This window comes from Nocardia sp. FBN12 (assembly GCF_054031145.1).
In genome coordinates this window covers 4098200-4117075 of sequence record NZ_CM132926.1, presented here as the reverse complement: position 1 = coordinate 4117075, position 18876 = coordinate 4098200, and the positions used below count along the sequence as shown (strand labels likewise).

General features: G+C 67.5%; 21 protein-coding genes. 18 read left to right on the top strand and 3 right to left on the bottom strand.

What is annotated here, in order from left to right:
* Positions 1-11 precede the first annotated feature (11 nt).
* The 14 genes from ACWZHB_RS19620 (at position 12) to ACWZHB_RS19555 (ending at position 12651) form a co-directional block, all read left to right on the top strand.
* Positions 12-1193, top strand: a complete 1182-nt coding sequence (locus tag ACWZHB_RS19620; RefSeq protein ID WP_427903316.1) for an alpha/beta hydrolase family protein — start codon at positions 12-14, stop codon at positions 1191-1193.
* Between the two features lie 47 nt (positions 1194-1240).
* Positions 1241-3613: a Tex family protein gene (locus ACWZHB_RS19615; RefSeq protein WP_427903315.1), complete on the top strand. Its 2373-nt coding sequence runs from the start codon at positions 1241-1243 to the stop codon at positions 3611-3613.
* A 24-nt stretch (positions 3614-3637) separates the two neighbouring features.
* Positions 3638-4588 carry a hypothetical protein gene (locus tag ACWZHB_RS19610; RefSeq protein WP_427903314.1) on the top strand — a complete coding sequence of 317 codons (951 nt, stop codon included), beginning with the start codon at positions 3638-3640 and terminating at the stop codon, positions 4586-4588.
* Positions 4589-4745: 157 nt separating this feature from the next.
* Positions 4746-5087, top strand: coding sequence for a 50S ribosomal protein L19 (rplS, locus tag ACWZHB_RS19605; RefSeq protein WP_427903313.1), 342 nt, complete (start codon positions 4746-4748; stop codon positions 5085-5087).
* 86 nt (positions 5088-5173) lie between these two features.
* Complete coding sequence (gene lepB / locus ACWZHB_RS19600; RefSeq protein WP_427903312.1) at positions 5174-5938, top strand: signal peptidase I; 765 nt, start codon at positions 5174-5176, stop codon at positions 5936-5938.
* 79 nt (positions 5939-6017) lie between these two features.
* Complete coding sequence (locus tag ACWZHB_RS19595) at positions 6018-6722, top strand: ribonuclease HII (RefSeq protein ID WP_427903311.1); 705 nt, start codon at positions 6018-6020, stop codon at positions 6720-6722.
* Positions 6723-6768: 46 nt separating this feature from the next.
* Positions 6769-7074: a DUF2469 domain-containing protein gene (locus tag ACWZHB_RS19590; RefSeq protein WP_011210678.1), complete on the top strand. Its 306-nt coding sequence runs from the start codon at positions 6769-6771 to the stop codon at positions 7072-7074.
* Between the two features lie 91 nt (positions 7075-7165).
* Positions 7166-7522, top strand: a complete 357-nt coding sequence (locus ACWZHB_RS19585; protein ID WP_427903310.1) for a YraN family protein — start codon at positions 7166-7168, stop codon at positions 7520-7522.
* Positions 7522-9030 (top strand): YifB family Mg chelatase-like AAA ATPase, encoded by a 1509-nt coding sequence (locus ACWZHB_RS19580; RefSeq protein ID WP_427903309.1) that lies wholly within the window; start codon positions 7522-7524, stop codon positions 9028-9030. The genes ACWZHB_RS19585 and ACWZHB_RS19580 overlap by 1 nt, the downstream gene beginning before the upstream one ends.
* Positions 9027-10208, top strand: coding sequence for a DNA-processing protein DprA (gene dprA / locus ACWZHB_RS19575; protein ID WP_427903308.1), 1182 nt, complete (start codon positions 9027-9029; stop codon positions 10206-10208). The genes ACWZHB_RS19580 and dprA overlap by 4 nt, the downstream gene beginning before the upstream one ends.
* A 165-nt stretch (positions 10209-10373) precedes the next feature.
* Positions 10374-11297: a tyrosine recombinase XerC gene (locus ACWZHB_RS19570; protein WP_427903307.1), complete on the top strand. Its 924-nt coding sequence runs from the start codon at positions 10374-10376 to the stop codon at positions 11295-11297.
* 131 nt (positions 11298-11428) lie between these two features.
* Complete coding sequence (locus ACWZHB_RS19565; RefSeq protein WP_427903306.1) at positions 11429-11794, top strand: YidH family protein; 366 nt, start codon at positions 11429-11431, stop codon at positions 11792-11794.
* A complete protein-coding gene (locus ACWZHB_RS19560) occupies positions 11791-12090 on the top strand; it encodes a DUF202 domain-containing protein (protein WP_427903305.1) in 300 nt (99 codons plus the stop codon). The genes ACWZHB_RS19565 and ACWZHB_RS19560 overlap by 4 nt, the downstream gene beginning before the upstream one ends.
* A gap of 219 nt (positions 12091-12309) precedes the next feature.
* Positions 12310-12651, top strand: a complete 342-nt coding sequence (locus tag ACWZHB_RS19555; protein ID WP_427903304.1) for a GatB/YqeY domain-containing protein — start codon at positions 12310-12312, stop codon at positions 12649-12651.
* A 76-nt stretch (positions 12652-12727) separates the two neighbouring features.
* Here ACWZHB_RS19555 and ACWZHB_RS19550 read toward each other — a convergent pair whose 3' ends face one another.
* From ACWZHB_RS19550 to ACWZHB_RS19540, 3 genes are all read right to left on the bottom strand, one after another.
* A complete protein-coding gene (locus tag ACWZHB_RS19550) occupies positions 12728-13240 on the bottom strand; it encodes a DUF1990 family protein (protein WP_427903303.1) in 513 nt (170 codons plus the stop codon).
* A 61-nt stretch (positions 13241-13301) separates the two neighbouring features.
* A complete protein-coding gene (locus ACWZHB_RS19545; RefSeq protein WP_427903302.1) occupies positions 13302-13883 on the bottom strand; it encodes a M23 family metallopeptidase in 582 nt (193 codons plus the stop codon).
* Positions 13884-14235: 352 nt separating this feature from the next.
* Positions 14236-14955: a hypothetical protein gene (locus ACWZHB_RS19540; protein ID WP_427903301.1), complete on the bottom strand. Its 720-nt coding sequence runs from the start codon at positions 14953-14955 to the stop codon at positions 14236-14238.
* Positions 14956-15371: 416 nt separating this feature from the next.
* Between ACWZHB_RS19540 and rpsB the strand changes: the two genes are divergently transcribed.
* From rpsB to frr, 4 genes are all read left to right on the top strand, one after another.
* Complete coding sequence (gene rpsB, locus ACWZHB_RS19535) at positions 15372-16262, top strand: 30S ribosomal protein S2 (RefSeq protein ID WP_427903300.1); 891 nt, start codon at positions 15372-15374, stop codon at positions 16260-16262.
* Positions 16263-16514: 252 nt separating this feature from the next.
* Positions 16515-17339: a translation elongation factor Ts gene (gene tsf / locus ACWZHB_RS19530; RefSeq protein ID WP_427903299.1), complete on the top strand. Its 825-nt coding sequence runs from the start codon at positions 16515-16517 to the stop codon at positions 17337-17339.
* A 168-nt stretch (positions 17340-17507) separates the two neighbouring features.
* On the top strand, positions 17508-18236 hold the full coding sequence (pyrH, locus tag ACWZHB_RS19525) for a UMP kinase (RefSeq protein ID WP_427903298.1): 729 nt from the start codon (positions 17508-17510) through the stop codon (positions 18234-18236).
* A 49-nt stretch (positions 18237-18285) separates the two neighbouring features.
* Positions 18286-18843: a ribosome recycling factor gene (gene frr / locus ACWZHB_RS19520; RefSeq protein ID WP_101468579.1), complete on the top strand. Its 558-nt coding sequence runs from the start codon at positions 18286-18288 to the stop codon at positions 18841-18843.
* The last annotated feature ends 33 nt before the right edge of the window (positions 18844-18876 follow it).

Sequence of the window (18876 nt, the reverse complement as noted above, 5' to 3'; positions counted from 1 at the left end):
GCCGAATAATGATGGGGGAGACGGTGTTCCGTCGCGCGATGGTGGTGTCGATGTCGGTCTGCGGGTTGGTCGCGTCGAGTGTGGGCGGTGCCGATGCCGGACCGGGTGGCGTCGGCGTTCTCCCGGGTCCCACCGGAACTCTGCCGGTCGGCGCCACGACGCTGCACCTGGTCGACGACGCACGGCCGGACCCGTTCCAGCCCGACCGGTCGAGGGAACTGATGGTGTCGGTGTTCTACCCAGCGACCGAGGTAGATCGCTACCCGCGTGCGCATTACGCGTCGACCGAACTGATCCCGGGACTGGAGGCCGAACTCGGCATCGAGCTGCCCGGCGCCCTGGCCCACGCCCACCGGGAGGCGCCCGCACAGGCGGCGAGCACCTATCCGGTCGTGCTGTACACCCCCGGCGCCGGTGTCTCGCGGGTTCTCGGCACCGGGCTCGCCGAGGACCTGGCGTCGCGCGGCTACGTGGTGGTGACCATCGATCACACCTATGAAACCGGTCCGGCCGTCGAGTTCCCCGGCGGCCGGATCGTGCGGCCCGCCGCTGCGCCGAACGGCTTCGACACCGCCATCCGCGAGAAGTACATCGCGGCACGACTGCTCGACTTCCGGTTCGTCCTCGACTCGCTGGCCGCGCTGGCCGCAGGGGCGAACCCCGATGCCGTATCCGACTCTCTGCCAGTCGATCTGGGCCGGGTACTCGACCTGGACCGGGTTGGCGCCGTCGGGCACTCCTCCGGCGGGTACACAGCCGTCGAAGCCATGCACGAGGATCGCCGGATCGATGCCGCCGTCGACATGGACGGGCAGATCGGGGTGGACGAGGCCTTCGGCCGCGCGGCCACCGAGGGCGTTGACCGGCCGACCCTGGTCTTGACCAGCGGTCAGATCGAGGAAGTCGGTGATGCGAATCCGTCCCTCGACGCGTTCTGGAAGCGAGCTACCGGCTGGAAACGTCATCTGGCCGTGGCGGATTCGGCGCACTACGACTTCACCGATATGCCATCGCTGGTCCCCGCGCTCGCCCGGCCCGCCGCGTCGACTTACATCGGGGCGATCGATCCGGATCGGGTGGCGTCGCTGGTGCGGGGCTACGTCGCGGCGATGTTCGACAAATTCCTGCGCGAACGCACCGACACCGCGCTGGATCGGCCGATCACCGAACCCGAGGTGCGAGCAATCCGCTGACCTGGGTGCCAGCGAGGTGTCGGTGATGAGCTGTAGTCTCTGCGGCTGTGACGACAGCGCCCGAGATCGCCGACAGCACGACCACCATCGCCAGCGTAGGCAGGCGGATCGCCGATGAGCTGGGGGTGCGCGAGACCCAGGTCCGCGCCGCCGTCGAACTGCTCGACGGCGGTTCGACGGTTCCGTTCATCGCGCGGTACCGCAAGGAGGTCACCGACGGCCTCGACGATGCCCAGTTGCGCCAGCTCGAGGAACGGCTCGGGTATCTGCGTGAACTCGACGAGCGTCGCGGCGCGATCATCGAATCCATCCGCGGCCAGGGCAAACTCGATCCCACCCTGCACTCGCAGCTCATGCTCGCCGAGACCAAGGCGCGCCTGGAAGACATCTACCTGCCGTACAAGCCCAAGCGCCGCACCAAGGCGCAGATCGCGCGCGAAGCCGGCCACGAGCCGGTGGCCGACGCGCTGATCGGCGACCCGAACACCGATCCGGCCGGCTACACCGCCGAACAGCTCGACGGCGCCCGCTCGATCCTCGTCGAACGCTTCGCCGAAGACGCTGACCTGGTCGGTGAGCTGCGTGAACTGATGTGGAACCGGGGCCAGGTCACCTCGACGGTGCGCGCGGGCAAAGAGGAGGCGGGGGCAAAGTTCTCCGACTACTTCGAGTTCAGCGAGCCCTTCCACAAACTCCCCTCGCACCGGATCCTGGCGCTGCTGCGCGGGGAGAAGGAGGAGATGCTCACGCTGCACCTCGAAGCCGACACCGAGGAACCGGCGCCCGGCGAGCGCACGATCTACGAGGGCCGCATCGCGGTCGCCTTCGGCATCGCCGACAAGGGCCGCCCGGCCGATTCCTGGCTGCTCGACACTGTTCGCTGGGCCTGGCGAACGAAACTTCAGGTGAGCCTGGGTATCGACACCAGGATGCGGTTGCGGCAGGCGGCGGAGAAGGACGCGGTCGACGTGTTCGCCGCGAACCTGCGCGACCTGCTGCTCGCCGCGCCCGCGGGCACCCGCACCACGATGGGCCTTGACCCCGGTTATCGCACCGGTGTGAAGGTCGCCGTCGTCGACGCCACCGGTAAGGCCGTCGCGACCGAGGTCATCTACCCGCACAAGCCGCAGGGGCAGACCGAGAAGTCCCTCGCCGTGCTGGCCGCGCTCGTCGCCCGCTTCAACGTGGAGCTCATCGCGATCGGCAACGGCACCGCCTCCCGTGAGACCGATGCCCTTGCGGTGGAACTGATCTCGCGGATCCCGGAGAACAAGCCGACCAAAATCGTGGTGTCGGAGGCGGGCGCCTCGGTGTACTCCGCCTCGGCGTATGCCTCGGCCGAACTGCCCGACATGGACGTGTCGCTGCGCGGTGCGGTCTCCATCGCCCGGCGCCTGCAGGATCCACTCGCCGAACTGGTGAAGATCGATCCCAAGTCGATCGGCGTCGGCCAGTACCAGCACGACGTCTCCGAGACACTGCTCGCGCGCTCGCTGGGCGCGGTCGTCGAAGACGCGGTGAACGCGGTAGGCGTCGACGTGAACACCGCCTCGGTGCCGCTGCTCTCGCGCGTGTCGGGTGTCTCCTCGCCGGTGGCGGAAAGCATTGTGGCCCACCGTGATCAGAACGGGCCGTTCAACAGCCGCAAGGCCCTGCTCGAGGTTCCGCGCCTGGGCCCCAAGGCTTTCGAACAGTGCGCGGGCTTCCTGCGTATCCGCGGCGGTGCCGACCCGCTCGACACCTCCGCCGTGCACCCCGAGGCCTACCCGGTGGTGCGCCGCATTCTCGAACACACCGGCCGGGAGATGGCCGAGGTCATCGGCAACACCAGCACCCTGCGTGCGCTCAAGCCCGGTGACTTCACCGACGAGAAATTCGGTGTGCCCACCGTCAGCGACATCATCGCCGAGCTGGAGAAGCCGGGCCTCGACCCGCGTCCGGAATTCAAGACCGCCGAGTTCGCCGCGGGTATCGAGAAGGTCGCCGACCTGAAGCCGGGGATGGTGCTCGAAGGCGTCGTCACGAATGTGGCCGCGTTCGGCGCCTTCGTCGACGTCGGCGTGCACCAGGACGGCCTCGTGCACGTGTCGGCGCTGTCGCACAACTTCGTCAAGGATCCGCGCGAAGTGGTGAAGTCCGGTGACGTGGTGAAGGTGAAGGTCCTCGAGGTCGATGTCGCCCGGCAGCGGATCGGGCTCACTCTGCGACTCGATGACGAGCCGGGCAAGCCCGCGCAGGGGGACAATCGTGGTGGCGGCGCGCCGCGCGGTCAGGGTCGTGGCCAGCAAGGCGGTCGCGGTCCGGCCCCGGCTCGCAACCAGGGCCGACAGGGTAACGGCGGCAACCAGCGCAAGCAGGCCGCCGCACCGACCGGTTCGATGGCGGACGCACTGCGTGCGGCTGGTTTCGGCAACAAGTAGGAACTCGACGACAGGGCGGGCGGCATGCGACGGTGGCTCGAAGACGAGGTGATTTCGCACGGCCGCCTGCCCCTGCTCTGCTTCCTGCTTGGGTTCATCCTCGGCTTCGTGGTGATCCGGGTCAGCGTGCGGATGATCCGGGCCAACGTGCGTTGGTGGCCCGGCAACGTGAAAGCCGGCGACACCCACATCCACCACATGGTGTTCGGCGTGATCACCGTGCTGCTCTCGGGCATCGGGTTGATCGCCACCGCCGAGGACGCCACCCAGGTCACCTCGAGCGTGCTGTCGGCCATCTTCGGGATCGGCGCCGCGCTGGTACTCGACGAGTTCGCGCTGATCTTCTATCTGCGTGACGTCTACTGGTCCGAACAGGGACGCACCTCGGTGGACGCGGTGTTCGTCGCGCTCGCGGTGACCGGGCTGCTGCTGCTCGGCGTGCAGCCCGCGACGTTTCTGGACTACGACGAATTCCGCAAGTCGGCCGGGGTCGGGGTGCGGGTCGGCGTGGCGATCACGGTCGTGGTGAATCTGGCGCTCGCCGCGGTGGTGATCGCCAAGGGCAAGATCTGGACCGGGCTGTTCGGTATGTTCTTCACGCCGTTTCTCCTGGTGGGGGCGGTGCGGTTGAGCCGGCCAGGCGCGCCGTGGGCGCGCTGGCGCTATGGGAACCGGCCCAAGACCATGAACCGGGCGATCGCGCGCGAGCGGCGGTACCGTCGACCGGTCATCCGCGCGAAGATCTTCGTCCAGGACCTGATCGCGGGCAAACCCGACGTCGAGCACGCGCGCACCGCCGCCGAGGCGGTCTTGGCGCGCACCGTCGTCGCGGCGCCGCCCGCCCCGCTGCCGCACCCGCATCTGCTGCCGCGACGTCGGACCGACCCTGCATTCGACATCTCAGCGTCCAAAAGCCCACCGTCCAAGAACCCAGCGTCCAGGAACCCGGCGTCCGACCAGCACGGCGATGAGTGAGGCCCGATTTCGATCGCGGCTACCCGGTCTGGCACAATGAACCGGTTGCCTTGGACGAGTCATGTCCGAGAGCACTCCTGTTCTGAGCATGAACCGGTCGAGCGCGCGAGTGCCGCCAGGTTCCTCTGTTCACGCAAAGAATCCGAAAAGGTGGAAAATGAACACCCTTGATTTCGTCGACCAGAAGTCGCTGCGTAGCGATGTCCCCGACTTCCGTCCGGGCGACACCCTGAACGTGCACGTGAAGGTCATCGAAGGCTCGAAGGAGCGCGTCCAGGTCTTCAAGGGCGTCGTGATCCGGCGTCAGGGCGGCGGCATCGGCGAGACCTTCACGGTCCGCAAGGTGTCCTTCGGCGTCGGTGTCGAGCGCACCTTCCCCGTGCACAGCCCCAACATCGACCACATCGATGTCGTGACCCGTGGTGACGTGCGTCGCGCCAAGCTGTACTACCTGCGCGATCTGCGCGGCAAGGCTGCCAAGATCAAGGAAAAGCGCTGATCTCGCAGTAGCACTTCGCAGTACCAGAATTCTTCAGGTAGCCCGGTACCCGACTCACGTCGGGGTGCCGGGCTACTCTGTTCGGCGTGGCAGACGAAAGTGGTTCGGTGTCGGTGTCCGATTCGGGTGACGACGGTGGGCGGCGCAGAAAAAAGCGCGCCGACAAGAAACAGCGCCCGTTCTGGCAGGAGCTGCCGATACTGGTCGTGATCGCGGCGGTGATCGCCGCGCTGATGGTGACTTTCGTCGGGCGTCCGTATGTGATCCCCTCGCAGTCGATGGAGAACACGCTGCTGATCGGTGATCGAATCTACGTCGAGAAGATCAGCTACTACGGCTCCGAACCCGGGCCTGGCGACGTGGTGGTCTTCGTCGGGCCGCCGTCGTGGAACGGGCACTACAAGTCCGTGCGTTCCGACAACTCCGTCGTGCGCGGTATCCAGAACTTCCTGTCCTATTTCGGGCTGGTCCCGCCGGACGAGAACGATCTGGTCAAGCGCGTCATCGCGGTCGGCGGGCAGACCGTGCAGTGTTGCGATCCGCAGGGCCGCGTGATGGTCGACGGCAAACCGCTCGACGAGCCGTACATCAAGAAGGATTACCCGTGGTACACCGACCGTCCCAACGCCGTCTACCCGGCGGGCCGGGTGTTCGGTCCGGTGAAGGTGCCGGAGGGCAATCTGTGGGTGATGGGCGACAACCGCAACGAGTCGGCTGATTCGCGCGCCCACGTCAGCGACGATCTGCAGGGCACGGTGCCGGTGGACAATGTCCGCGGCAAGACGGTGTTCAAGATCTGGCCGCCGAACCGCATGGGCCCGGTGAAGAGCCAGAACGCCCAAGAGAACTGACACGTTGAGCAGGGGTGTTCCGGAGCGAATGCGCACCAGGAACACCCCGGCAGAACTGACGCGACGGGACAATCGAACTGTGGGGCAGGATCGGACCAGCTGGCCGCCGCGGATGGTGATGCGCCGGGCGGGCGGCCTACGCACGCTCGAGGCCGCGCTCGTGCGCGGTGGCCTCGCGCCGGTGGCCGGAGTCGACGAGGCGGGCCGCGGACCCTGTGCGGGCCCGCTGGTGGTCGCGGCGTGCCTGCTGGCGCCCAAGGCCTACGACAAGCTCGCCGGGCTCGACGACTCCAAGAAACTCACGGAGGCGGCGCGTGAGGAGCTGTTCCCGGTGGTTCAGCGGTTGTCGCTGGCCTGGAGCGTCGTCGTGGTGCCCGCGTGGGAGATCGACTCGATCGGGATCCACGTGGCCAATATCGAGGGCATGCGCCGAGCCGTCGCCGGCCTCGGACGCACCCCCGGCTACATCCTGACCGACGGATTCAAGGTCCCCGGACTGCCCGCGCCGTCGCTGCCCGTGATCGGCGGCGACGGCACCGCGGCCTGCATCGCGGCCGCGAGCATCCTGGCGAAGGTGACCAGGGACCGGATGATGGTCGAGCTCGACGCACAGCTGCCCGGCTACGGTTTCGCCGCGCACAAGGGCTACAACACGCCCGAGCACACCGCCGCGCTACGACAGCTCGGACCGAGCACCGAACACCGCCGTTCCTGGCGGAATGTGCGCGAGCTAGAGGTGCCCGGAGGTAGCCGAGTGGCTACTCGCGCGGCACATGCGCGATGATGTCACCAATGAACGCGGCGCTGCTAGCAGGAGGACGTCCCACCCGATGAGTGCTGAGGACCTCGAGAAGTACGAAACCGAGATGGAACTGTCGTTGTACCGCGAGTACAAGGACATCGTCGGCCAGTTCTCGTACGTGGTGGAGACCGAACGGCGCTTCTACCTGGCCAATTCTGTCGAACTGCGCCCGCAGAACGCCGACGGCGAGGTGTATTTCGAAGTGCGGATGAGCGATGCCTGGGTGTGGGACATGTACCGCCCGGCACGTTTCGTCAAGCACGTGCGGGTGATCACGTTCAAGGACGTGAACATCGAGGAGCTGGAGAAGCCGGACCTGCGCTTGCCCGAGTAGTTATCCACAGGGCGGCAGTTATCCACAGGTTTTCTGTTTGCCCAGGTCGCGTGAGTCAGCTGGGTGAGCGTGGGTGGCCATGCTTTCGCTCATGGCACACAAACAGGCGCTCGGCGCATACGGGGAGAAGCTGGCCGCGCAGTATCTGTGCGAGGCGGGGATGGAGATCGTCGCCCGTAATTGGCGGTGTCGATACGGTGAGCTGGACTTGATCGTCCAGGACCCGTCGGTCACCGTGTTCGTCGAGGTGAAGACGCGGTCGGGGCTGGGATTCGGTATTCCGGCCGAGGCGGTCACCTTCAGCAAGCAGCAGCGCATCCGGCGGCTGGCGCTGCTGTGGCTGGCCGAGCAGAACGCGCCGTGGCGGCGGATTCGCTTCGACGTGGTGTCGGTGCTGGTCCCGCGGGGGAGCGGGCCGGTCATCAATCATCTGACCGCGGCCTTCTGATGGCACTCGGACGGGCGTTGTCGGTGGCGGTGACCGGCGTCGACGGGCAACTGGTTGAGATCGAGGCCGATATCGGTCAGGGTCTGCCCTCGGTGAATCTCGTCGGCCTGCCGGATACCGCACTGCAGGAATCACGCAATCGGGTCCGGTCCGCGGTGGCGAACACGGGGGAGAAGTGGCCGGACGGCCGGGTGATCCTGGCCCTCTCGCCCGCGACGTTGCCGAAAGTGGGCAGCGTGTACGACCTGGCACTGGCGGTGTCGGTGCTCGATGCCGCCGGGGCGGTACCCGGCGAGCGGCTGGTGAAAACGGTGCTGCTGGGCGAGTTGGCGCTGGACGGCCGGGTGCGGCGGGTCCGCGGGGTGTTGCCCGCGGTGATCGCTGCGCGTGCGGCCGGGTTGCCCACCGTGGTCGTGCCCGCCGCGGCGGTTGCCGAAGCGGGACTGGTCGAGGGGATCGAGGTACTCGGCGCGACGAGTCTGCGAGCGGTCGTGGCGTGGCTGCGTGGTGAGGGCAAACTGGTCGAACCCGACGGGGTCGTGCCGGGGATACAGACACCGTGCGGCGACCTCAGCGACGTGGTCGGTCAGGACGAGGCGCGCTGGGCGCTGGAGGTCGCGGCGGCGGGTGGGCACCACTTGCTGCTCACCGGGCCGCCCGGAATCGGCAAAACGATGTTGGCGCAACGTCTTCCGGGTCTGTTGCCGCCGCTGTCGGAGGTGGAGTCCCTCGAGGTGACCGCGATCCATTCGATGGCGGGATCGCTCTCGGCCGAGCAGCCGTTGCTCACGCTGGCTCCCTTTGTCGCACCGCATCATTCGACATCGGTGACCGCCATGATCGGCGGCGGTTCCGGCATGGCTCGTCCCGGCGCGGTGAGCCGGGCGCACCGCGGGGTGCTGTTCCTCGACGAGTGCGCCGAGATCGGCACCAAGGTCCTGGAGGCACTGCGGACGCCGCTCGAAGAGGGGGAGGTGCGGATCGCCCGGCGTGATGGTGTCGCCCGGTACCCGGCCCGCTTCCAACTCGTATTGGCGGCCAACCCCTGTCCGTGTGCACCCGCGCGCGATGTGGACTGCATCTGCGCGCCGCTGGCACGACGCCGCTACCTGGGCAAGCTGTCGGGTCCGTTGCTCGATCGCATCGACATCTGGGTCCAGATGCACGGCCAGGCCGGGGCGACCTTCAGCGACGAACAGGTCGAGAGCAGTGCCACGGTGGCCGAACGCGTTGCGTGCGCACGGGCCCGCGCGGCGCAGCGGTGGAGCGCGGACGGCTGGACGACCAATGCCGAAGTGCCGGGCCATATCCTGCGCAAGCGCTTCACCTTGCCCAGGGAATCCATCGCGCCGATCGAGGCGGCCTTACGGCTCGGGCGCATGTCGGCGCGTGGTGCCGACCGGGCGATCCGGGTGGCCTGGACGGTCTGCGATCTGCGCGAAGGGGAGTTGCCCACCGTGCAGGATGTGATGTCGTCGTTGAACTTCCGGCAGCGAGGTGCGCAATGAGCGAGCTGCGTGTGGTCGGTGATGTGGTGGATCTGGACGGTGATCGAGACGATCGCAGGCTCGCCTGGGTGTATCTGTCGCGGGTGGTGCAGGGGCCGTGTGCGCCGCTGTCGGCACTGATCGCCTCGGTCGGGGTGTGTGAGGCCGCCCGTGCTGTTCGTGAGCACGAGCTGCCCGCAGCACTACGCGGTCCGACAGTGGTTCGGCGTGAGATCGATTCGGCGGCAAAAGATTTGGATACCATTGTCCGCTTGGGCGGGCGGGTCATCACTCCCGATGACGAGGAATGGCCAGGCTGGCGGATGCTCGGGCTCGGCCAACTCGACACCGAACGTGATCGTGAGGCGGCTGTCCCGCTGGTGTTGTGGGCGCGCGGCCCGCTCTCGCTCCATGTCGCGTCCGAACGTGCTGTCGCGGTGGTCGGTTCGCGTTGTAGTAGCGGCTACGGGTTGCAGGTGGCGAGTGAGATCGCGTGCGACCTGGCAGGCCGTGGCTGGACCATCGTTTCCGGAGCGGCTTTCGGCATCGACGCCGCAGCGCATCGGGCGGCATTGGCTGTCGGCGGGAACACCGTGGCGGTTCTCGCTTGCGGTGTCGATCGCCCCTATCCTGCGCAGCATGATCGTCTTCTCGCCGCTATCGCCGAAAGTGGTCTCGTAGTCAGCGAATACCCGCCGGGCATCTCGGCGCAGAAACACCAGTTCCTGGCAAGGAACCGGTTGATCGCGACGCTCGGGGACGGTGTTCTTGTGGTCGAGGCGGGCCTACGCAGCGGCGCCCGCAATACGGTGAAGTGGGCACGAAGGCTGGGACGACCCGCCATGGCTGTGCCGGGCCCCGTAGGGTCGGCCTCCTCGGCAGGCTGCCATCGAATGATCAGAGACGGCGAAGCGCTCTTGGTAACCCGCGCCGAGGACATCATCGACGAAGCAGGCCCTCTCCGCCTCCCGGTCACCGAAGGCAATCCGCTGGACCCCGCCGCCCACCTCCGCGGCGCCGAAGCCGAAATCTATGCCGCCCTGCCCACCATCGGTTCCCGTCTGCCCCGCGAGCTGTCCCAACAATCCGGACTGGATCTGGCCACTGTCCGAGCGGTACTGCCGAGCCTGGAACTCGCCGAACTGGTCGGTTGCGACTCGGGTGGATGGTTTCGGATATCCAGTCGGCGGGCGAGCTGACAGCGCGAGCGGGCGACAGGCGTGGATCTGCGTTTCGGGCGCCGAGGACGGTGCGGGGTGCTCGGCATGTTGCAAGAGGGGGTCGGAGCGATCTGTGTGGGTGGCTCGTCGTCAGCGGCGGCGTGGTGGGTTGCGTGGGGGATGGGGAAGGGCGACGGTTGGGGGATGGATGTGCTGCCTGATGATCTGACCGCGTTGCTCACCGAGTTCGGGCGGCATCTGCGGTTGGGGCGGAATCGGTCGGCGCATACGGTGCGGGCGTATCTGGGGGATGTGCGGTCGCTGCTGGAGCATCTGTACGCGCGGTCGGCCGATTCGGCGGTGCGGGAGCTGGATCTGCCGTTGTTGCGGTCGTGGTTGGCGGAGCTGGCGGCGGCGGGAGTGGCACGGACGTCGTTGGCTCGGCGGGCCTCGGCCGCACGGACGTTCACCGCTTGGTTGACCGAGACCGGGCGACTCGGTGTCGATCCGGGGTTGCGGCTGCAGGCCCCGAAAGCGCATCGCGTGCTGCCTGCGGTGCTCGGTCGTCATCAAGCCGAACAGGCCATGGATGCGGCGGAATCCGGTGCCGCGCAGCAGGACCCGATGGCACTGCGGGACCGGCTCGTGGTGGAGTTGTTGTACGCCACCGGGATTCGTGTCAGCGAATTGTGCGGGCTCGACATCGATGACATCGATCGGGAACGTCGCCTGGTGCGTGTGCTCGGCAAGGGCAACAAGGAACGCTCGGTGCCGTTCGGTGGTCCCGCCGACGCCGCCCTCGACGCCTGGCTCCGCGGCGGCCGTCCGTCCCTGGTCAACGACCACTCCGGCCGCGCCCTGTTCCTCGGCCAACGCGGGCGCCGCCTCGACCAGCGCCAAGCCCGCACCGTCGTCCACGAGGTCATCGCCGCCATCCCCGGCGCACCCGACATGGGACCCCACGGCCTACGCCACACCGCCGCCACCCACCTGCTCGAAGGCGGCGCCGACCTGCGCGTAGTTCAGGAACTCCTCGGCCACGCCAGCATGGCGACGACCCAGCTCTACACCCACGTCTCCGTCGAACGCCTCAAACGAGTCCACGACCGAGCCCACCCCCGCGCCTGACCACCTGAAGCGAGAACAACCAGGGGTGCTTGACGATATGCCACCGGACACCGACGACATGGTGGGCGCCGTGCTCGTCAGGGTCGGGGCGGGCGGCGGGTAGCGCATGATGGGGACAGGAGGTGGTGGTTGTGACGTTGCCCGAGGTCGGGGCTGAATCCGGGGATGGCGAGGAGGAGGTCGACTATCGGTTCACCCTTGCCAACGAACGGACGTTTCTGGCGTGGATCAGGACCGCTATCGGTCTGCTCGCCGGTGGCGTCGCGGTGCATACGCTCGTCCAGCCGACTCGTCTGGCCGGATTCGCCGGTGCCATCTCGATGATCTGCCTGATCATGGCGCTGGTCGTCGCGCTCGCCGCCTTCCGGCACTGGCGACGGATCAACCTCGCGATGCGGGCAGGGGGACCGCTGCCGGGAACGGTCCTGGTTCCCGTGCTGTCGGCCGGCATCGCGGTGGTGGCCGCCCTCGCCTGCGTGGCGGTGGTGCTGTCGTGACCGCACCGACATTGGCGATGGAACGCACCGCGCTGGCCTGGCGGCGCACGTCCCTCGGCGCGGCAGCCTGTGCGCTGCTCTTCGCGCACGAGGCGGCTGTCGACGGCCGGCCGATGTGGGTCTTTCCCCTCGCTGCCGCCGTGGTCGCACTGCTCCTGGCAGGGGTCGGTTGGTCCCGCGGCCGTGCACTCGATCGCGGACACATGGGCACCGCTCACCGATTCGTCGTGACAACCACCCTCGCCGTCGCCACCCTCGCTCTCGTTGCCGTGGTCACCCTGCTACTCAACGGGTAGCGCTTTGCGGTTCAGGTGGTGCGATCACCCAGTGCCGGGCCACCTATCGTCATCAGGTGGCGGGCAGGATCGAGGACTCGGGGCGGGACTGGATACGCAGCCGGCGAATGTTCGTGCCGTGACCCGTCGCCCGCTGGCCAGACCGACGGCCCGCGCGGCCGCGCCGATTGCCGGCGGAAATCGGTCGACGCCGGCGGAGGTGCAAAATAGTGTGGTCGGGTGACTTCCCTGCGTGAGCGGCTGCGCGCCGCGTTGCAGCCTGCGATGAAGGCCCGCGACCTCGGTGCGGTGTCGGCGCTGCGTTCGGCGCTGGCGGCGATCGACAACGCGGAGGCGATCGATGCCGGTGAGGTGAAAGCCGGCGCGGTGGAAGACAGTGCGGTCGGTCTCGGTGCGGCGGAGGCGCTTCGCCGCGAACTCACCGAGGTCGAGATCGAAGCGATTGTTCGCCGTGAGATCGACGAAAGACGTGTCGCGGCAACCGAATACGGCCGCCTCGGCGCGACCGACCGGCGCGATCGGTTGACCGCGGAAGCCGAAACATTGGCAGCGCTGCTCTGACCACTGCCGTTCCGCCTTCGACACAACGTCGAAGTTTCGCCCGCCGTCGTCGCGATGTCAGCCGTCGGCCGCGATGTCAGTTGCTGGTGGGCAACGTATTCAGGTATCGGTGGGCGAACCAGCGCTGGATCAGGCGGACGACGGGCCCGCCGAGGCGGACGTACCAGGTACCCGGTTTGGAGAATGCGCTGACCAGGCCGTAGACGGTGTCGTCGGCGGGGTCGTATTCGACGGCGAAGAGTTCCTCGCCGACCTCGGGGTGGCCGGGCAGGGTGCCGTAGGCGAAGCCTCGGCGGTCGGGTTCGTCGAGGACGTAGACGACGCGGCAGGGCGCGTTGATGCTCAGTGGTCCGAGCTGGAGAACGACCGTCAATTCGGTTCCGGGCTGCGCAGTTTCGGTGTCGGCTGCTCGGAAAGTGCCCACGCCCTTCTGTATGCCGAAGTCGAGTATGTGGATGGCCGCCCGATCGAACAGCTCCCGGCCGTAGCCGATCGCCCGCCGATGCTGGAACCGGTGGTACCCGTCGGGCATTGTGGTGCGGGTGGCACCGACCTCGGCGTAGGTGAAGGGTCTTGATTCCTCGGACATGGCCCGATTCTCGTCCGCCGATGAGCGGTGTGGGAATCGGGTGGTCGAGTCGTTCGTCACGTTATGGCTCCAGAGGTTTGAGTCGAACGGGCACTTCGTGCAGGAGTCCGAGCGGGTCGACGTATTCGCGGCGGTTGTGGGCGCCGGTCTCGCGGCGGGCGCCCCAGTGCAGGCAGGCGGCGGCCGGACACCCCTCGTGTCCGGCCACCAACGTGCCGATCGGCGTGCCCCTGCTCACCCGGCTTCCCACCGCGACCTTCGCCTCCACCGGTTCGTAGGTGGTGCGCAAGCCGCCCGGATGATCGATGGACACCACCGCTTTGCCCGCTACTTCCCCGGCGAACACCACGATGCCGTCGCCCGCCGCCAACACGGCCTGCCCGGCGGTACCCGCCAGATCCACGCCTCGATGCCCCGGCAACCAATTCCGCTCCGGCTTGTCGAATTTTCGCTCCACCGCGGGCCGCGGTCGCAGCGGCCATCCGAACGCCCCCGATTCCGCCGCATCGGCCGGCACCGCACCACTGAGCACAATCGCCACCAGACAGACCACACCGAGCACTCGCCCGATAATCGCCCGTGCGCTGAGCCCCGTGCGCCGCGATGTCGAAGGCCTGCCCGAACGCTGTTCGCGATCGAGCATGCCCGGCCATGCCACGATGCTGCGCTGGGGAGGCCCTGGCCGATTCCCGCACGTCGGGCACAGCGCGGTGCTGGATCGGCGCAGATCGGACCGGTCGATGCGTGTCGGCCAGGGCGTGGTGTCGGGTTGGTGCTGATCGGACGGGCCGATGCGTGTCGGCCAGGGCTTGGTGTCGGGTTGGTGCTGATCGGACGGACCGACGCGTGTCGGCCAGGGCCTGGTGTCGGGCTGGTGCTGGTCGGGACGGTGAGCGCGCGTTGGCCAGGGCGCTGTGCCGGGCTGGGAGCGAGCAGGGCGCGGAGGACGACACGTCTCCTTCTGGCCGGCGGCGGTCCTGGTGAACATCGCGGCCTCAGCGGTGGGGTCGTGGCGTTGGCACCCGCTGCTGAGCAGCCAGGGACCGCAGCATGTCGCGCAGCACCGCGGGGAGCTCGGCCGCCGACCCGCTACCGCCGCCTGCCCGCACCACGATCTCGATCTCCGATCGCGCCCCCGCGCTCTGATCCAATCCCTGAGGTCGGGCCGGAGCCGCGCCGAGGTCATGGGTTGTCACCTGTACCGGGACGGGGGCGGGAACAAGCTCACGTCGTGGCACGACCACTACGGGCACTACGGTCGGCGTCGCGCCGCAGGAACCCGCGGTCCCGGCACCGGATGAGTGAACCGGCGACGGGGCAGGCAGACCGCCGATCCGCGCACCTTCCGATGTCGACCCGAGCGACAGCTGCACAGAAATCGCCACTCGTTGGCCCGCAGAGGTGAATCCGGAGGGCCGATCGCCCGTCGAATCGGGTCCGTCCTGGGAGAGTGGCGGCGGCGGCGCTTTCGGGACGGCGCCCGGGGCGGCCGCACGCTGTGGTGTGACAAGCGGGTCGGTGGTTCGTCGCGCTGGTGGGTGGGCGAGTACGACCCCGCCGCCTGCGCATTTCGGAGCCGATTCAGCGGGTCGCGTCACCGTCGGCGGTGCTCCCGAGTCGGCGGGAACGGGGTGCGCGGCTGCCGGTGCGCCAGCGATCCCCGCCACGCAGAGCAGCGGAAACGTAGTGATCAGGGTGCGTGTCAACGTGTTCATGCCCCCACTCTGGGTGCCGCGCAACCCCAGCGGGACAACGATTTCAGGATTGTGGACAACTTCCCGACATGTGGATACCTCCTACTTCATCCACGAAATGGGCGGCCGATGCGCAGGGGCGATTTCAGACCTGGCCCACTGCCGCGTAGACTGAACAAGCGGTTTGTGCTCAGCAGCCATTGCGTGTGCACAGCACGGACCGACTTCGCGCGCCACCCGTGCTCGTCCATCCGGTCGTCGCTCGCAAAGCAGACGGTCCGCGAGGGCATGTCAGCGCGAGTTCTTCAGCGGATGAACAGGGAAATCGTCGGCTGGTCCCGGATTCTTCGAATCGGGTCCGGCGGTTTCGGTGGCGCCAGGGCAGTCGATCGCCGATCGACCGCGACAACCGGCAACGAAAGAGAGATACGAAGGCTATGCCTGTCGTAACTATGAAGCAGCTGCTCGACAGCGGCGCGCACTTCGGCCACCAGACTCGTCGGTGGAACCCGAAGATGAAGCGGTTCATCTTCACCGACCGCAACGGCATCTACATCATCGACCTGCAGCAGACGCTGACCTTCATCGACAAGGCCTACGAGTTCGTCAAGGAGACTGTCGCCCACGGTGGCACCGTCCTCTTCGTCGGTACCAAGAAGCAGGCCCAGGAGTCGATCGCTTCCGAGGCGCTGCGCGTCGGAATGCCCTACGTCAACCAGCGTTGGCTCGGTGGCATGCTCACCAACTTCTCCACCGTGCACAAGCGCCTGCAGCGCCTCAAAGAACTCGAGGCGATGGAGCAGACCGGTGGCTTCGAGGGGCGCACCAAGAAGGAAATCCTCATGCTCACGCGTGAGATGACCAAGCTGGACCGCACCCTCGGCGGTATCCGTGACATGGCCAAGGTTCCCTCGGCCATCTGGATCGTCGATACCAACAAGGAGCACATCGCCGTCGGCGAGGCGCGCAAGCTGAACATCCCGGTCATCGCGATCCTGGATACCAACTGCGACCCCGACCTGGTCGACTACCCGATCCCGGGTAACGACGACGCGATCCGTTCCGCCGCACTGCTCACCAAGGTCGTCGCTTCCGCGGTGGCCGAGGGCGTGCAGGCCCGCGCGGGCCAGGCTTCCGGCGACGCGAAGCCCGAGGCCGGCGCAGGCGAGCCGCTGGCCGAGTGGGAGCAGGAGCTCCTGTCGTCGGCGACCCCGGCTGCCGAAGCCGATGTCGCCGCCGCGACCGAGGCACCGGCCGTCGAGACCCCGGCTGAGGCTGCGGCCGAGGTCAAGGCCGACCCGGCGCAGCACACCCCGGCCGACTTCTGAGCTGACCGGTAGCGCACTGTTCACCTTGCCGACCCGTCTGAATTCAGATGCGGTCGGCAAGGTGGCGTAATACCCGAACAAGTACGTGCATGGCCTCGGCCGAGATGTCTTTTCCCTGGTTTCTCGGCCGCCTCGATCTGGACTGACCAGAGGGTGCGACGAAGGAGTGCCCGCCGGGAGGGAAGATCGAGGCCCACAGGGCCGAGAAACCCGCGGCGCCAGCCGCCAAAAAATACAGGAGGCTCGCCCCCGATGGCGAACTACACCGCTGCTGATGTGAAGCGGCTCCGGGAGCTCACCGGTTCCGGCATGATGGACTGCAAGAACGCGCTGGCCGACTCCGACGGCGATTTCGACAAGGCCGTCGAGGTGCTGCGCATCAAGGGTGCCAAGGACGTCGGCAAGCGCGCCGAGCGTGCGACCGCCGAGGGTCTGGTCATCGCCAAGGACGGCGTCATGGTCGAGATCAACTGCGAGACCGACTTCGTCGCCAAGAACGCCGAGTTCCAGGAACTGGCCGACGCCATCGTCACCGCGGCCGCCGCGGCCAAGCCGGCCGACCTGGACGCCCTCAAGGCGCTCAAGCTGTCCGACGGCACCGTTGACGACGCCGTGCAGGCGCTGTCGGCGAAGATCGGCGAGAAGCTGGAACTGCGTCGCGTCGTGTCCTTCGACGGCCCGGTCGCCACCTACCTGCACAAGCGTGCCTCGGATCTGCCGCCCGCCGTCGGCGTGCTGGTCGAGTACGAGGGCACCGGCGACGCCGCTGCCGATGCCGCGCGTGCCGCCGGCATGCAGGTCGCCGCGCTCAAGGCCAAGTACCTGACCCGTGAGGACGTGCCGTCCGACGTTGTCGACGCCGAGCGCCGCATCGCCGAGGAGACCGCCCGCGAAGAGGGCAAGCCCGAGGCCGCGCTGGTCAAGATCACCGAAGGCCGCGTCAACGGCTTCTTCAAGGACGTCGTGCTGCTCGAGCAGTCCGCCGTCACCGACTCCAAGAAGACCGTCAAGGCGCTTCTGGAAGAGGCGGGCGTGAACGTGAAGCGTTTCGCTCGTTTCGAGGTCGGCCAGGCCTGATCCGCCTGAACTTCACGAAAAGCCTCTTCGGCGCGGTGTGAGCCGCGTTGAAGGGGCTTTCCTCGTCAATCGAGGTGACCCCACTTCTGGGTGACCGCAACCTGATAGGGCAGGATGGATGCCGCCTGCTCGCCCCGCTCTCGACCTCGCCGAAGGAGACCGACACCCATGACCGACCCGGGTAACGACCGCCCTGGATACCGCCGGGTGCTGCTCAAGCTGGGTGGGGAGATGTTCGGTGGCGGCGGTGTCGGCCTCGACCCCGATGTCGTGCAGACGGTAGCCGAGCAGATCGCCGAGATCGTCGCGACCGGTGTGCAGGTGGCCGTGGTGATCGGCGGCGGCAACTTCTTCCGCGGCGCCGAGCTCGAGGAGCGCGGCATGGAGCGGGCCCGCTCCGACTACATGGGCATGCTCGGCACCGTGATGAACAGCCTTGCCCTCCAAGACTTCCTGCAGCAGCAGGGCATCGACACTCGCGTGCAGACCGCCATCACGATGGGCCAGGTCGCCGAGCCCTACCTGCCGCTGCGCGCCAAGCGGCACCTGGAGAAGGGCCGCGTCGTGATCTTCGGCGCGGGCATGGGCATGCCCTATTTCTCCACCGATACCACCGCCGCCCAGCGCGCGCTGGAGATCGGCGCCGACGTGGTGTTGATGGCCAAGGCGGTCGACGGCGTGTTCGACGCCGATCCGCGTGTCGACCCGAACGCGAGCATGTTCACCGAGATCACGCACAAGGAAGTGATCGAGAAGGGGCTGAAGGTGGCCGATGCCACCGCGTTCAGCCTCTGCATGGACAACCAGATGCCGATGCTGGTGTTCAATTTGTTGATCGAGGGCAATATTGCCCGCGCGGTCGCCGGTGAACCCATCGGCACCCTGGTTCGGTCGTGACCCCGCACCCGCGGACGACGACGATGACGACGCTGTGGAGGATTCGGTCGTGATTGATGAAGCGCTCTTCGATGCCGAAGAGAAGATGGACAAGGCCGTCACGGTGGCGAAGGACGACCTGGGCAGCATCCGTACCGGTCGCGCCAACCCGGGCATGTTCACCCGTGTGCTGATCGAGTACTACGGCTCGCTCACCCCGATCACCCAGGTTTCGAGCATCACCGTGCCCGAGCCGCGCATGGTCGTGATCAAGCCCTACGAGCAGAGCTCGCTCGGCCTGATCGAGAACGCCATCCGCAACTCCGACCTGGGCGTGAACCCGACCAACAACGGTGACATCCTGCGCATCTCGGTGCCGCAGCTCACCGAGGAACGTCGCCGCGAGATGGTCAAGATGGCCAAGAGCAAGGGCGAGGACGCCAAGGTCTCGATTCGCAACGTCCGCCGCAAGGCGATGGACGAACTGGGTCGCATCCAGAAGGATGGCGAAGCGGGTGAGGATGAGGTCGGGCGCGCCGAGAAGGAGCTCGACAAGACCACCGCCAAGTATGTGGCCCAGGTCGACGAACTGGTCAAGCACAAGGAAGCCGAACTGCTCGAGGTCTGAGCGCCAGATCTCGCCAGTCCCGCTCGTGCGGGG

Coding starts and splice junctions, on each gene's coding strand:
- rplS (WP_427903313.1), top strand. CDS start 4,746: ATGAACACCCTTGATTTCGTCGACCAGAAGTCGCTGCGTAGCGATGTC.
- dprA (WP_427903308.1), top strand. CDS start 9,027: ATGAGCGAGCTGCGTGTGGTCGGTGATGTGGTGGATCTGGACGGTGAT.
- ACWZHB_RS19545 (WP_427903302.1), bottom strand. CDS start 13,883: ATGCTCGATCGCGAACAGCGTTCGGGCAGGCCTTCGACATCGCGGCGC.
- ACWZHB_RS19570 (WP_427903307.1), top strand. CDS start 10,374: ATGGATGTGCTGCCTGATGATCTGACCGCGTTGCTCACCGAGTTCGGG.
- ACWZHB_RS19580 (WP_427903309.1), top strand. CDS start 7,522: ATGGCACTCGGACGGGCGTTGTCGGTGGCGGTGACCGGCGTCGACGGG.
- tsf (WP_427903299.1), top strand. CDS start 16,515: ATGGCGAACTACACCGCTGCTGATGTGAAGCGGCTCCGGGAGCTCACC.
- ACWZHB_RS19540 (WP_427903301.1), bottom strand. CDS start 14,955: ATGAACACGTTGACACGCACCCTGATCACTACGTTTCCGCTGCTCTGC.
- ACWZHB_RS19585 (WP_427903310.1), top strand. CDS start 7,166: ATGGCACACAAACAGGCGCTCGGCGCATACGGGGAGAAGCTGGCCGCG.
- rpsB (WP_427903300.1), top strand. CDS start 15,372: ATGCCTGTCGTAACTATGAAGCAGCTGCTCGACAGCGGCGCGCACTTC.
- ACWZHB_RS19620 (WP_427903316.1), top strand. CDS start 12: ATGGGGGAGACGGTGTTCCGTCGCGCGATGGTGGTGTCGATGTCGGTC.
- ACWZHB_RS19550 (WP_427903303.1), bottom strand. CDS start 13,240: ATGTCCGAGGAATCAAGACCCTTCACCTACGCCGAGGTCGGTGCCACC.
- pyrH (WP_427903298.1), top strand. CDS start 17,508: ATGACCGACCCGGGTAACGACCGCCCTGGATACCGCCGGGTGCTGCTC.
- ACWZHB_RS19610 (WP_427903314.1), top strand. CDS start 3,638: ATGCGACGGTGGCTCGAAGACGAGGTGATTTCGCACGGCCGCCTGCCC.
- ACWZHB_RS19590 (WP_011210678.1), top strand. CDS start 6,769: ATGAGTGCTGAGGACCTCGAGAAGTACGAAACCGAGATGGAACTGTCG.